The sequence below is a fragment of the Nocardia sp. CA-120079 genome, from assembly GCF_050955745.1.
GTDB lineage: Bacteria > Actinomycetota > Actinomycetes > Mycobacteriales > Mycobacteriaceae > Nocardia.
The window spans coordinates 2,586,654-2,599,685 of the sequence record NZ_CP192088.1; the positions used below are offsets into that span (position 1 = coordinate 2,586,654).

Annotated in this window: 13 protein-coding genes; 10 read left to right on the top strand and 3 right to left on the bottom strand. The window is 66.0% G+C overall.

What is annotated here, in order from left to right:
* Window positions 1–28: 28 nt before the first annotated feature.
* Together ACQPYR_RS11905 and ACQPYR_RS11910 are read left to right on the top strand one after the other, a co-directional pair.
* Window positions 29–442, top strand: a complete 414-nt coding sequence (locus ACQPYR_RS11905; RefSeq protein ID WP_433631120.1) for a DUF4345 domain-containing protein — start codon at window positions 29–31, stop codon at window positions 440–442.
* A 44-nt stretch (window positions 443–486) separates the two neighbouring features.
* Window positions 487–753: an EF-hand domain-containing protein gene (locus ACQPYR_RS11910; RefSeq protein WP_433631123.1), complete on the top strand. Its 267-nt coding sequence runs from the start codon at window positions 487–489 to the stop codon at window positions 751–753.
* A 158-nt stretch (window positions 754–911) separates the two neighbouring features.
* On the opposite strand, the gene ACQPYR_RS11915 is transcribed toward ACQPYR_RS11910, so the two are convergent.
* Window positions 912–1,688: a metal-dependent transcriptional regulator gene (locus ACQPYR_RS11915; RefSeq protein ID WP_040692983.1), complete on the bottom strand. Its 777-nt coding sequence runs from the start codon at window positions 1,686–1,688 to the stop codon at window positions 912–914.
* A 149-nt stretch (window positions 1,689–1,837) separates the two neighbouring features.
* Between ACQPYR_RS11915 and ACQPYR_RS11920 the strand changes: the two genes are divergently transcribed.
* The 5 genes from ACQPYR_RS11920 (at window position 1,838) to ACQPYR_RS11940 (ending at window position 8,902) form a co-directional block, all read left to right on the top strand.
* Window positions 1,838–2,806, top strand: coding sequence for a bifunctional riboflavin kinase/FAD synthetase (locus tag ACQPYR_RS11920; protein WP_084509053.1), 969 nt, complete (start codon window positions 1,838–1,840; stop codon window positions 2,804–2,806).
* Between the two features lie 127 nt (window positions 2,807–2,933).
* Window positions 2,934–3,203: a 30S ribosomal protein S15 gene (rpsO, locus tag ACQPYR_RS11925; RefSeq protein WP_433631126.1), complete on the top strand. Its 270-nt coding sequence runs from the start codon at window positions 2,934–2,936 to the stop codon at window positions 3,201–3,203.
* 503 nt (window positions 3,204–3,706) lie between these two features.
* Window positions 3,707–5,980 (top strand): polyribonucleotide nucleotidyltransferase, encoded by a 2,274-nt coding sequence (locus ACQPYR_RS11930; RefSeq protein ID WP_433631128.1) that lies wholly within the window; start codon window positions 3,707–3,709, stop codon window positions 5,978–5,980.
* A gap of 89 nt (window positions 5,981–6,069) precedes the next feature.
* The gene (locus tag ACQPYR_RS11935; protein WP_433631130.1) at window positions 6,070–7,371 is read left to right on the top strand and encodes a M16 family metallopeptidase; all 1,302 of its coding nucleotides are present in this window, start codon (window positions 6,070–6,072) and stop codon (window positions 7,369–7,371) included.
* A gap of 61 nt (window positions 7,372–7,432) precedes the next feature.
* Complete coding sequence (locus ACQPYR_RS11940) at window positions 7,433–8,902, top strand: tetratricopeptide repeat protein (RefSeq protein ID WP_433631133.1); 1,470 nt, start codon at window positions 7,433–7,435, stop codon at window positions 8,900–8,902.
* Between the two features lies 1 nt (window position 8,903).
* On the opposite strand, the gene ACQPYR_RS11945 is transcribed toward ACQPYR_RS11940, so the two are convergent.
* Window positions 8,904–9,233: an ArsR/SmtB family transcription factor gene (locus tag ACQPYR_RS11945; RefSeq protein ID WP_433631135.1), complete on the bottom strand. Its 330-nt coding sequence runs from the start codon at window positions 9,231–9,233 to the stop codon at window positions 8,904–8,906.
* A 79-nt stretch (window positions 9,234–9,312) separates the two neighbouring features.
* Between ACQPYR_RS11945 and ACQPYR_RS11950 the strand changes: the two genes are divergently transcribed.
* A complete protein-coding gene (locus ACQPYR_RS11950) occupies window positions 9,313–10,548 on the top strand; it encodes an MFS transporter (protein ID WP_433635109.1) in 1,236 nt (411 codons plus the stop codon).
* A gap of 11 nt (window positions 10,549–10,559) precedes the next feature.
* On the opposite strand, the gene ACQPYR_RS11955 is transcribed toward ACQPYR_RS11950, so the two are convergent.
* Window positions 10,560–11,099 carry a helix-turn-helix transcriptional regulator gene (locus ACQPYR_RS11955; protein ID WP_433631138.1) on the bottom strand — a complete coding sequence of 180 codons (540 nt, stop codon included), beginning with the start codon at window positions 11,097–11,099 and terminating at the stop codon, window positions 10,560–10,562.
* Window positions 11,100–11,223: 124 nt separating this feature from the next.
* Here ACQPYR_RS11955 and ACQPYR_RS11960 point away from each other — a divergent pair, with 124 nt between their 5' ends.
* Window positions 11,224–12,087 (top strand): SDR family NAD(P)-dependent oxidoreductase, encoded by an 864-nt coding sequence (locus ACQPYR_RS11960; protein ID WP_433631140.1) that lies wholly within the window; start codon window positions 11,224–11,226, stop codon window positions 12,085–12,087.
* A complete protein-coding gene (locus ACQPYR_RS11965; RefSeq protein ID WP_433631143.1) occupies window positions 12,084–12,938 on the top strand; it encodes an SDR family NAD(P)-dependent oxidoreductase in 855 nt (284 codons plus the stop codon). Before ACQPYR_RS11960 ends, ACQPYR_RS11965 begins: the two co-directional genes overlap by 4 nt.
* The last annotated feature ends 94 nt before the right edge of the window (window positions 12,939–13,032 follow it).

Consider the following 13,032-nt stretch of genomic DNA (forward strand, 5'->3'; position numbering starts at 1 on the left):
ATACGTCTACTAGTGAAGGGAGGAATTCATGACCGCGGCACTCAAATGGCTGTCCATGGCGATGGGCGTTGTCATCGTTGGTATCGGCGTATTCCACATGGCCGCCGGAATCGACGGCATCCCCGATATGGGGTCCTCCGGCGTCACCGCCGACAGTCAGACTCGCTTCTTCGGCGGCATCTTCCTCGGCTACGGCCTCGCCTGGATCTGGGCAGCCCGCCAAAATCCGATCTCCGCACTCGCGGTGCGCTGGCTCGCCGGAATCTTCCTACTGAGCGGCGTCGCCCGTTTGATCTCGGTCGCCGTCTACGGCTGGCCGCACTGGTTCCAAATCGTCCTCACCGCAATAGAATTCGCCCTCCCTCCGATATTCTTCTGGCTGGCCGCCGCCCACGAAAAGCGCGCTGCCTTCACAACCGACCGCGTGCCCGCCGCCGGCTGACCGGTGCCGCATAGCCATTGACTACCTCGCGCAGGGTGTGCCCTATGCGAGGTAGTCTCCCGGGCCGAATTCGATGCCGCACTGGTCGGCGGCCGTATCGAGGTCACCGATGCCGATGCGGCCTTCACGGTCTTCGATATCACGGCGACGGCAAGATCTCGGTCGAAGAACTCGGATCCCTGATCCGCCATGTCGGTGCTGGACTGATCGACGAGCCCGCCGAATCGCTGCTTGCGGCGGCAGATACGGACGGGGACGGCTTCCCCTCGCCGTCCGAATTCCGTGCGCTGCTGAATTTCCTATCGCGCTGACCGATTCGGCGCGCGAAATTTCTATGGGGCTTGACCTGTGCTAACTCCGAGGCCCAACGATGCGATAGGTGGGTATCGGAGTTTGTTCTTGCCGCGGACGCGGTGGCCGCGGCGGCGTGCGGTGGTGACAACGATTCGTCACCACCGGCACGCGATCGTCAGTCGCTGAGCCAGATGGCTTCGGCCGCAGGGCGGCCGAGATCGATGGTGCGGTCCCCGATGCGAATCGCGATGGTGCCCGCGAAGTCTCGGCGTTCCACCACGACGATCGGCGTATCGAGGGCGATGCCGACCGAATCGAAGTAGCGCAGCATATCCGGATCGGCATCGGAAATCCGTGCGACATGGCCGGATTCGTCCGCGCGGAAGTCGCTGAGCTGGCGAGCGGGCGGCGTCGGCACCGCACCGTCAACCGAGGGAATGGGATCGCCGTGCGGATCCCGGTCTGGATAGCCGAGTTTCGCGTCGATGCGGGCCATCAGCAGCTCCGACACCGCGTGCTCGAGCACCTCGGCCTCGTCGTGTACCTCATCCCAGCCGTAGCCGAGTTCGTTGACCAGGAATGTCTCGATCAGCCGATGCCGCCGCACCATGGCGACCGCCGCACGGCGCCCGTGCTCGGTGAGGGTGATGGATCCGTACCGGGCGTGTTCGACAAGGCCCTGATCGGCGAGCTTGCGCACCGCCTCGGAGACGGTCGAGGCCGAGACACCGATCCGTTCGGCGAGCAGTTTCGTAGATACCTTTTCCTGCGACCACTCCTGAGCGGTCCAGATCACTTTCAGATAGTCCTGGGCGACCGAGGTGAGCTCCGGCGCAATCGTCGCGGTGCTGCCGTGGGGGCCTGTGGTCTCGGTCGGCTGCGCTGCGGTGTCGGCCAGCTCGCGTCGGGTTGCGATGTCTCGTTTACCGGGCACATCTTCGAGCTTATGCATTGGACTCCCGATTCACACATTCAGACACTTGAACACTGCTCACCCAGCTGAACCCGCAATTCACCCCATGTACACACGGGGCTCGGGCCGGAGTGCGGATCGACACCTCCGAATACTGTTCGCCCCTCGTTTTGCGTAGGCTGCGGACTGTGCAGAGATGGCGAAGCCTCGATGACGTACCCGCGGACTGGGGGCGGTGCGTGCTCACGATCGGCGTATTCGACGGTGTGCATCGCGGCCACGCGCAGCTGATCAGCAGGGCCGTGAAGTCCGCTGCCGCGCGGGGTGTTCCGGCGGTGTTGATGACCTTCGATCCGCACCCGATGGAAGTGGTACGCCCCGGCTCGCATCCGGCGCAGTTGACCACGCTGACCCGGCGCGCGGAATTGGCCGAGGAGCTCGGCGTCGACGTGTTCTGCGTCATGCCCTTCACCCAAGAATTCATGAAGCTGACGCCGGGACGCTACGTCCACGATCTGCTGGTCGAGCGGCTACATGTGACCGAGGTCGTGGTCGGTGACAACTTCACCTTCGGCAAGAAGGCTGCGGGCACCATCGAGACCATGCGCGAACTCGGTGAGCGCTTCGGCTTCGAGGTCGACGGCGTGAAACTGCTCGGCGAGCACGCGGTCACCTTCTCCTCCACCTATATCCGCGCCTGCGTGGACGCGGGCGATATGGCCGCGGCCGCCGAGGCGCTCGGCCGTCCGCATCGGGTCGAGGGCGTGGTCGTGCACGGCGACGGCCGCGGCCGTGAGCTCGGCTTCCCGACCGCGAATATCGCACCGCCCATGTACGCCGCGATTCCGGCCGACGGCGTCTACGCGGGCTGGTTCACCGTGCTCGGTCCCGGCCCGACCATCGGCACCGTGACGCCGGGGCAGCGCGCGATGGCCGCGATTTCGATCGGCACCAATCCCACCTTCTCGGGGCGCGCCCGCACCGTCGAGGCCTATGTGCTCGACAGTGAGGCCGACCTGTACGGCCAGCACGTCGCGGTGGATTTCGTCGAGCATCTGCGCGGTATGCGCAAATTCGATTCCATCGACGAACTCCTCGAGGCCATGGCCCGCGACGTCGAGAACTCCCGCAAGGTTCTCACCGCCGCCGACTCCTGACCGGATTCGGTTCGGTGTGGGGGTGTCGGGTAAGGTGGCTCCTCGGGTTTGCTGCGGTCCGCGGTGGCACCCGGCCGGGTAACCGGAATCCTCGAGCGCGGAACTGAGAAATAGGAGTGGATGCCCCATGGCGCTGACCACCGAGCAGAAGTCGGCCATTCTCGCCGAGTACGGCGTGCACGAGAAGGACACCGGTTCCCCGGAGGCGCAGATCGCGCTGCTGTCCAGGCGGATCGCCGACATCACCGAGCACCTGAAGAAGCACAAGCACGACCACCACACCCGCCACGGCCTGATGGCGCTGATCGGTCGTCGCAAGCGCCTGTCGAAGTACCTCGCCGACAAGGACATCCAGCGCTACCGATCGCTGATCGAGCGCCTGGGTCTGCGTCGGTAATTTCTTGCGGCGCCTGCGGCGCCGCGTGTTCGCGGCCGGGAATGACAGCATCGCGTAGCGCTTCGACGACTCGGACGCGAGACGGCCGCGAACGTCGCTCGTAAGACTCGCTCCGTGGTGGTCGGGTCGGGTGTGGAAGCGCTCGACACGCTGCTTGGCAGAGCCGGTCGATCAGGTAGCCAACGGAGAGAAGTACAATCTCCCCGTTGGCTATATGTGTATGAGGGGTATTCACAGCTCCGTTTGCACGACAACATTGCACAGCCGTATGCACCCGCCCGCGTGGCGTCGGTCTTCGGTAGTGGCCTCCCGGCAGGCGAGCAGTCGCCGGCGGGCTTCGATCGATGACCGCCTCCGCGTCGCCGTTTCCAAGGGGATTCGGCCGGGTGTGCGCGTCGCAGCCAGGAGGGTTGCCGCGCGTCCGTATCCGGTACGGCTGACGAGAGCTGGATCGCGCCCCCCGGCGCTCGATCCAGCGAAGACGAGAGGTTGAGAGCAGAGAAATGTCTGAAACAACTACATCTTCGGCCATCGAGGTCGAACCCGGTGTGTTCGAATCCGTCGCGCTGATCGATAACGGCACCTACGGAACCCGCACCGTCCGCTTCGAGACCGGCCGCCTGGCCCGCCAGGCCGCCGGTTCGGTCGTCGCCTACCTGGACGACGAGACCATGCTGCTGTCCGCGACCACCGCGGGCAAGCACCCCAAGGATCAGTTCGACTTCTTCCCGCTGACGGTCGATGTCGAAGAGCGCATGTACGCCGCGGGTCGCATCCCGGGTTCGTTCTTCCGTCGTGAGGGCCGCCCCTCCACCGACGCGATCCTGACCTGCCGTCTGATCGACCGTCCGCTGCGTCCGTCCTTCGTGGACGGCCTGCGCAATGAGATCCAGGTCGTGGTCACCGTGCTGAGCCTGGACCCGAACGACCTGTACGACGTCGTGGCCATCAACGCCGCCTCCGCGTCCACCCAGATCTCGGGCCTGCCGTTCTCCGGCCCGGTCGGCGGCGTGCGCGTCGCGCTGATCGACGGCCAGTGGGTCGCGTTCCCGACGGTCGAGCAGCTCGAGGGCGCGGTCTTCGACATGGTCGTCGCGGGTCGCGTTGTCGAATCCGGTGACGTGGCCATCATGATGGTCGAGGCCGAGGCCACCGAAAAGGTCATCGCACTGGTCGAGGGCGGTGCGCAGGCGCCGACCGAGGCCGTGGTGGCGCAGGGCCTCGAGGCCGCCAAACCGTTCATCGCCCGCCTGTGCAAGGCGCAGCAGGATCTGGCCTCGCTGGCTGCCAAGCCGACCGAGGAGTTCCCGCTCTTCCCGCCGTACGAGGCCGATGTCTACGAGGCCGTCGAGGGCACTGCCAAGCGTGAGCTGGGCGAGGCGCTGAGCATCGCCGACAAGCAGGAGCGCGAGGCGAAGATCGACGAGATCAAGCTCGCCGTGCTGGACCGGCTGGCCGACGACTTCTCCGGTCGCGAGAAGGAATTGGGCGCGGCATTCCGCTCGGTCACCAAGAAGCTGGTGCGCCAGCGCATCCTGTCCGACGGCTTCCGCATCGACGGTCGCGGTCTGGCCGATATCCGTGCCCTGTCCGCCGAGGTCGCCGTGATCCCGCGGGCCCACGGTTCGGCGGTGTTCGAGCGTGGCGAGACCCAGATCATGGGCGTCACCACCCTCGACATGGTGAAGATGGCCCAGCAGGTCGACTCGCTCGGCCCGGAGACCTCCAAGCGGTACATGCACCACTACAACTTCCCGCCGTTCTCCACCGGTGAGACCGGTCGCGTCGGTTCGCCGAAGCGTCGTGAGATCGGCCACGGTGCGCTGGCCGAGCGGGCCCTCATCCCGGTGCTGCCGAGCCAGGAAGAGTTCCCCTACGCCATCCGTCAGGTCTCGGAAGCGTTGAGCTCCAACGGTTCCACCTCGATGGGTTCGGTCTGTGCCTCGACCCTGTCGCTGCTGAACGCCGGTGTGCCGCTGAAGGCGCCGGTCGCCGGTATCGCCATGGGCCTGGTATCGGACACGATCACCAACGACAAGGGCGAGGAAGAGGTTCGCTACGTCGCGCTGACCGACATCCTCGGCGCCGAGGATGCCTTCGGCGATATGGACTTCAAGGTCGCGGGCACCCCGGACTTCGTCACCGCGCTGCAGCTGGACACCAAGCTGGACGGCATCCCCTCGCAGGTGCTGGCCGGTGCGCTGAGCCAGGCGCACGACGCACGTACCACCATCCTGGAGGTCATGGCCGAGGCCATCACCACCCCGGACGAGATGAGCCCCTACGCTCCGCGCGTCACCGCGATCAAGATCCCGGTCGACAAGATCGGTGAGGTCATCGGCCCGAAGGGCAAGGTGATCAACCAGATCACCGAGGAGACCGGCGCCAACATCTCGATCGAAGATGACGGCACCGTCTACGTCGGTGCGACCAACGGCCCCGCGGCGCAGGCGGCGATCGACCAGATCAACGCCATCGCGAACCCGCAGCTGCCGAAGGTCGGCGAGCGCTTCCTCGGCACGGTCGTCAAGACCACCGCCTTCGGCGCGTTCGTCTCGCTGCTGCCCGGCCGCGACGGCCTGGTGCACATCTCCAAGCTGGGCAACGGCAAGCGCGTGGCCAAGGTCGAGGACGTGGTGAACGTCGGCGACAAGCTGCGCGTGGAGATCGCCGATATCGACAACCGCGGCAAGATTTCGCTGGTGCCGGTCGACGAGAGCGCCGACGAGCCGGAGGCCGCCGAATCCGTTGATGCGGGCCAGGCGGAGACCGAGTAGTACTTGTCTCTGTGACGAAGAAGAAGACGACAACCCCTCTGCTCCGCGGCGAGCAGGGGGGTTCGTCTCTCGAGCTGCGGATGGACCAGATGCGGGGCACGGACGCGGGGGTGCGGCGCACCGTACTACCCGGCGGGCTGCGCGTGGTCACCGAACATGTGCCCGGCGTGCGTTCGGCGTCGATCGGGGTGTGGGTGGGGGTCGGCTCGCGCGACGAGGGACCGACCGTCGCGGGTGCCGCGCATTTCCTGGAACACCTGCTGTTCAAGGCGACTCCGACGCGTTCGGCGCTGGATATCGCGCAGGCGATGGACGCGGTCGGCGGCGAGCTCAACGCGTTCACCGCGAAGGAGCAGACCTGCTACTACGCCCATGTCCTCGACGAGGATCTGCCGCTGGCCGTCGATATGGTCTCCGATGTCGTACTCAACGGCCTATGCCGGGCCGAGGACGTGGACGTCGAGCGGCAGGTGGTGCTCGAGGAGATCGCCATGCGCGACGATGATCCGGAGGATCTGGTCGGCGACGCATTTCTGTCCGCGCTCTTCGGTGATCATCCGATCGGGCGGCCGGTGATCGGCTCCATCGAAACCATCGAGGCGATGAATGCCGCGCAGTTGCGCGGCTTCCATCTGCGGCGCTACCGGCCCGACCGGATGGTCGTCGCGGTCGCGGGCAATGTGGAGCACGACCACACCGTGGAATTGGTGCAGCGCGCATTCGCGCCCCGGCTCGACCCGGCCGCTGAGCCGGCCCGCCGTCGCGAGGGCCGCTTTCGGCCGCACAGCGCACCTGAGCTGCACTGGTGCCATCGCGACAGCGAACAGGCGCATCTGGCCTTCGGCGTGCGCGCCTTCGGGCGGCACGAGGGGGAGCGTCGCTGGCCGCTGTCTGTGCTCAATACCGTGGTCGGCGGGGGCCTGAGTTCGCGGCTGTTCCAATGCATTCGGGAGGAACGCGGACTGGCGTACTCGGTGTATTCCAGCGTCGACACCTTCGCCGATACCGGCGCGTTTTCGGTGTACATCGGCTGTCAGCCGGAAAATCTCGGCAAGGTGGCGACATTGGCGCGCGGGGTATTGGGAGAGATCGCGGCCAATGGCATTACCGACGCGGAATGCGCGCGTGCCAAGGGTTCATTGCGTGGCGGACTCGTACTCGGCCTGGAGGATTCGGCATCGCGGATGAACCGGATCGGGCGCAGCGAACTGAGTTACGGCAACCACCGCAGCGTCTCGGAGACGCTGACGCGCATCGATGCGGTGACCACCGATGAGGTCTCCGCGATCGCTCGTACCCTGCTGGCGCGGCCGTTCGCGGCCGCGGTGGCCGGACCGTACCGGCGCACCCGGGACTTGCCCGCCGCGGTGCGGCGATTGGTCGAGGACTGAGGTAGATCAACAAGGTGGCCGGTGCGATTCGCGCCCGGCCACCGATCCGATCGGGGTGGATATGACGGGATCGGCGCTGGGGCGTGCCGAGGTGGCGGTCGAACTCGGACGGCTCGACGAGGCGCGCCGGATCATCGGCGAGGCATTGGTCGAGCAACCGGACGATCCGGTGTTGCTGGAACGCATTGCCGACATCGCCTATCGACTCGATCAGACCGACGAGGCGCTGCGCTATGCGACCGCGGCGATCGCCGCCGATCCGGCGCGCATCGACGCGTACCTGACCGCGGCCCTGGCCTACGACGCCTACACCATGCGTGAGGAAGCGCAACGGCACGCCCGCATGGCGACTCGGTTGGCACCCGACAATGTCGCCGCCCTGCTGGTGCTTGCGCGAGTCGTCGCCGATGCGGCGACCTCCGATAGACAACGAGCCGAAGCCCGCGTTGCTCTCGAACGGGCGACCCAACTCGCCCCCGCACATGCGGGCACACACGCCCACGCGGCGGAAACCTATCGGCGACTACATGATTCGGATGCGGCCAGACGCCACGTCGAAGCCGGTCTCGCCGAGGACCCGGCGCATGCCGAACTGCTGCAGACCCGCGCGCGGCTGGATTTCGAGAACATCGCGACCAGGGATAAGGCAGTCGCGACGCTGCGTGGACTGCTCGGCTCGAATCCGGGCAATGCGGGTGCACGTCGGCTGCTCGCCGAAATCATGTGGCGGGCGCTGATCAGGCTGGCCGCCTGGGGGTGGTTCTTCGCGGCCGCCGTGGTCTCCCTATCGATGTGGATTCCCACGGGTGGTATGCGGGTGCTGACACCGGCGCTGTTCGTTGGTGTCCTCGGTGCGTGGTTCGGCGTGTTCCGGAAGCTGAGTAGTCAGCTGCCGCCGGGATATCTGCGTAAGCGGTTGCTAGGGCGTCCGGAAGCGTTGTCGGCGTTGGTGATCGGGCTGCTCTCGAGTTTCGTCGCCGATATCGGTGCGCTGGTATTGCGATCGGATTGGTCGGCCGACGAAGTGCGCGGCGGGTACATCGTGGTGCTGGTCGGGGTGGTGGGTGCTGCGCTGGCGCATCTGCTGCTGTTCGGGGCGTGGGTCGTGCGGCGCGACGGCGAGTCGGATCGCGGTGCGGGGGAGGAGTTCGCCCTGTTGAGCGTGATCGTCGTGGTCGTTGGCGGGCTGCTGCTCGTCGGAATGCTTGCCGCGCTGCGGCATTGGGCTCGCCAGCCTGCGGCGTTCGGGGTGTTCGTCGCCATCGTGGGCATTGTGGTCGCGACGTTGCTGCTCGAGATTCTGCTGGTGCAGGCGCTGGAGTACCGGTGGCGGATGTTCGACGCGTATGTCGGGGGCGTGCTGTTGGTCGCGGCGTTGATGGCGCTCGCGATCTGGTGGGGTTTACAGCAGACCGCGACGCAGACCTTCCACAGCGATGAGCGAACTCCGGTGCCGACCGCCCCGAAATCACCGCCGACCGTTCCGACGTTCCATTTCACGCCGCCGGTGCTGCCGACGCCCACGGGTTGACTCAGTCGCTGCGGGCGCGGTTCGCCGCCTCGACGATCGAGGGCAGCAGGCCGGGCAGGGCATTGTCGAGGTCCTCGGAGCGCAGACGCTGGCAGGTCTGCCCGTCGATAATCAGTCGCTCGATGACACCGGCTTCGCGCAGAATCTTGAAGTGATGGGTGGCGGTCGACTTGTTGATCACCTCATAGAGCGCACCGCAGCGCACGGCGGTGCCCGCGTTGCTCAGCCGTCGCACCATCTCCAGCCGCACCGGATCCTGCAGGGCGCCGAGCACGGCGGGTAACGAGGCGACCGGAGGCGCCTCGGTGGCCGATTCCTTAGTTTCGGTCATGATCTACCTCACAGTGGTTTGATGGTCATCGTACCGGCTGTATCGTCTATTGAAGTTCGATCATCATCAAACTTACCTGATCGGGGTTCCGATGGCAGCGATAATGACGGTGGCGGCCGACCAGCAGACCTCCCAGCGCTGGGCCTATGCGCTGATTCTGGCGGCGAGCGGGGTGGCGCTCGGCGTCTCCGGGGTGCCCGCGCCGCTGTACGGCATGTATCAGAAGGAATGGCATTTCACGCCACTCACGACGACCTTCGTTTTCGCGGTATACGCATTCGCGGCGCTGGCCGCGGTGCTGGTATCCGGTCGCATCTCCGATGTGGTCGGTCGCAAGCCGGTGCTGCTCGGTGCAATCGCCACCATGATCATCGGGCTGGTGGTGTTCCTGTTGGCCGACAATGTCGCGATGCTGTTGGTTGCGCGGGCGCTGCACGGGCTGGCGGTCGGCTCGACGGTGGTCGCCGGTGCGGCGGCGCTGCTGGATCTGCGGCCGAAGCACGGTGCGCGGTCCGGTCAGCTCAGTGGTGTTGCCTTCAATGTTGGTATGGCCGTGGCGATTCTGGGTTCGGCATTGCTGGCGCAGTACGCGCCGCATCCGCTGCGCATGCCGTATGTCGTCATCACGGTGGTGTGCTTGCTCATCGGCGTCGGTGTCATCGCATTGCGGGAACCGCATACCGCCCGGATCGCCGGGCGCATTACGATCGCGAAACCGGCGGTGCCGCAGGAGATTCGCGGTGACTTCTGGTTCTCCGCGCTGGGTGTGATGGCGGCCTGGTCGGTGCTCGGCGTGCTGCTGTCGCTGTATCCGTCGCTCGCCTCGGCGGAGACCGGCATCCACAATCTCGTCTTCGGTGGCGCGGTCGTCGCGTCGACCGCGGTGGCCGGTGCCACGGCTCAGCTCTTCGCGACCGGAATTCCGGCGCGGCGCGCGGCAATCGGCGGCGATACCGGCATGGCGGTGGCGCTGGTGCTGACCGTGCCCGCATTGCACACCGGCAACTGGGTAGTGGTGCTGCTGGCCGGAGTATTACTCGGCGGGACCTTCGGACTCGGCTTCGGTGGTTCGCTGCGGCATCTGTCCGAGGTCGTGCCGCAACACAAGCGCGGCGAGACCATGTCGGCTTACTATCTGCTCGCCTACACCGCCATGGCGCTGCCGACCATCCTCGCAGGCTGGGCGGCCACCGAATGGGGTCTGAGCGAGGTGTTCCCATGGTTCGTCGGTGCGGTCGCCTTCGCGTGCCTGGTGGCGGCGGGGCTCGGACTGCGCCGGAATCAGGAAGCGAAAACGCAAGGGGCGCAGGGGTAGCCGATTCGGCGCTACTCGTCTGGCGACTCCTGCGACAGGCGCGCTTTGGTCCAGTCCGCCCACTCGCCGAGGGCCGAGGACAGCCGGATTCCGGCCTCGGCGGCGATGCGCAGCGAATCCGTCTGCGGGCTTCGGCCGTATTCGCCGCGGTCCTTGGCGGCGGCGATCTTGCGGTAGTTCTCCGCGAGGCCGTGGTAGTAGGCAGCCTCGCGGTCGAGGTGTTCGGCTACCTGTTCGGGTGTCATCAGCCAGAAGAACACCGAACGCAGCAGCGGTTCCAATCGAATGGTGTGGTCTACCTCGGTCTCGGTCAGCCAGCGCCTGACCTCGGTCAGGCCCGCCTCGGTGATCCGGTAGTCCTTGCGTCCGCGCGGGCCCTCGGCGTCGACGGCGATGTATCCGTTCTCCTGTAATTTGCGCAGCTCGCTGTAGATCTGTGGATGCCCGGCGGGCCAAACCGAACCCAGTACCTCATCGAATCGCTGGCTCAGATCCCAGCCGCTCGCCGGGTTTTCGGCGAGTAGTCCCAGGAGGGCATGTCTCAGTGACACGGTTGATCACCCGCGTTGTGTTCATGTGGACATGTTCCTGTTGACATGTCGATAGACATCTGAGAGGCTTCCTTCGCGTTCACCTGTTCAAAGTAACATGTTGATTCGAACATCTGGAGGAGCCGTGCCGAAACACGGTCAGGGCAATGTCTTCATCACCGGGTCCACCGGCGGCATCGGCGCCGCGGTCACCGATCTGCTGATCCAGCGGGGCTATACCGTCTATGTGGGTGTGCACTCCACGGCGCCCAGTCATGATTCCGCCGAAATTCGTTCGGTAGCAATGGATGTCACCGATCCCGACAGTGTGGCCCGCGCGGCTGCCGCGGTCGCCGAGCAGGTCGGCTCCGAGGGGCTGCACGCGCTGATCAACAACGCCGGAATCATCGTGCAGGGGCCGCTCGAACTGGTAACACCCGATCAGCTGCGCCGCCAGTTCGACGTGAACACGCTCGGCCCGGCCTACGTCTGCCGAGAGTTTCTGCCGCTGGTGCGCGCGGGCCGAGGCCGCATCGTCAATATCAGTGCGCCTACCGCGCGCCTCCCGATACCGTTCATGGCGCCCATTTCGGCGAGTAAGGCGGCTCTGGCGTCCTGGTCGAATGCACTGCGGCTGGAACTGTCCGCCTGGAATATTCCGGTGGTTCTCGTTGAGCCCGGTGGCACCCGCACGGAGATCTTCGCCAAAGCGGAACTGGGTGCACAGCAAGCGTTCTCCGAGTCCGACCCGGAGCGCGTCGCGCTCTACCGCAGCCAGCTCGAGGCCGTCGCGGCGGCCGGTGCACGCATGCGACTCGGTCCGGTCGGTCCGGTCGCGCGAGCGGTGGTGCAGGCGGTGACGACGCGAAAGCCCAAGCGACACTACGCCGCGGGGACCGGCATCCGCACTTTCGCGCTGCTGGTCCACCTGCCCGTATCGCTACGCGAACGCGTGATCTCCGCCGTCTACGGGCTGCGCTCGGCATCTCGTGTGGCGGGTGCGGCATGAGCGCATCGGAATCACGAACCATCGTCTTCGTCGGCGCCACATCTGGAATGGGCCGGCATGCCGCGCGGCGGCTGGCGCGCGATGGACACCGGTTGATTCTCATCGGGCGGGACCCGCGCCGCACCGCCGAATTGCGCGCCGAGTTGCCCGATGCCGCCGTGATCACCGCCGATGTCGCCACGGCGGCCGGAATCGACCGTGCCGCAGCGCAGATCGTCCAGGTGACCGATACGGTGGACACGCTGGTGAACAACGCCGGAGTGATGGTGCCCGACCGAGAGGTCACCGCCGAGGGCGTCGAGTTGAACTTCGCCGTGCACCACCTGGCGCCCTTCTCGATGACCGGCGTTCTCCTGTCGCTGTTGCAGCGCGGTGCCGGGCGAGTGGTGAATGTCAATTCCGAGGGCCATCGCGCAGCGCTATTCCACTCGGGTGCAATAGATCTCGACTTCGCTGACCTCGGCAGCGAACGTCACTACGATCCGTTCATCGCCTATAGCCGCAGCAAACTGGCAAATCTGTTGTTCAGCTACGAATTGCAGCGTCGGCATCCCGAGTTGGCCATCCTCGCATTGCATCCTGGAATGGTTCGCTCCGATCTCGGACGGCAGTTTCCGCGCCTGCGGGTGGCGGCCATGCACGCCATTTCGCTTCCGACGGCCAAGGGGGCGGCGCCGATCATCGAACTTGCCACCAGCTCTGACATCGAAAGTGGTTCTTACTACAACCGATTCAACCCTGTCAGGTCGTCCCCACAGTCTTACGATGTGGCCACCGCCCGGCGGCTGTGGGAGGTGACCGAACAATTGCGCGGCCGGTTCGACCAGCAGCCGATCCGGGGCCGTGCCTGACCGATCTACCGTGACCGCCGGATCGGTCGCCCCGCCACGCATCATGAATCGCATTCGAAAAGGTAAGGGGCGCAGGTGTAGCTGATCCGGCCGG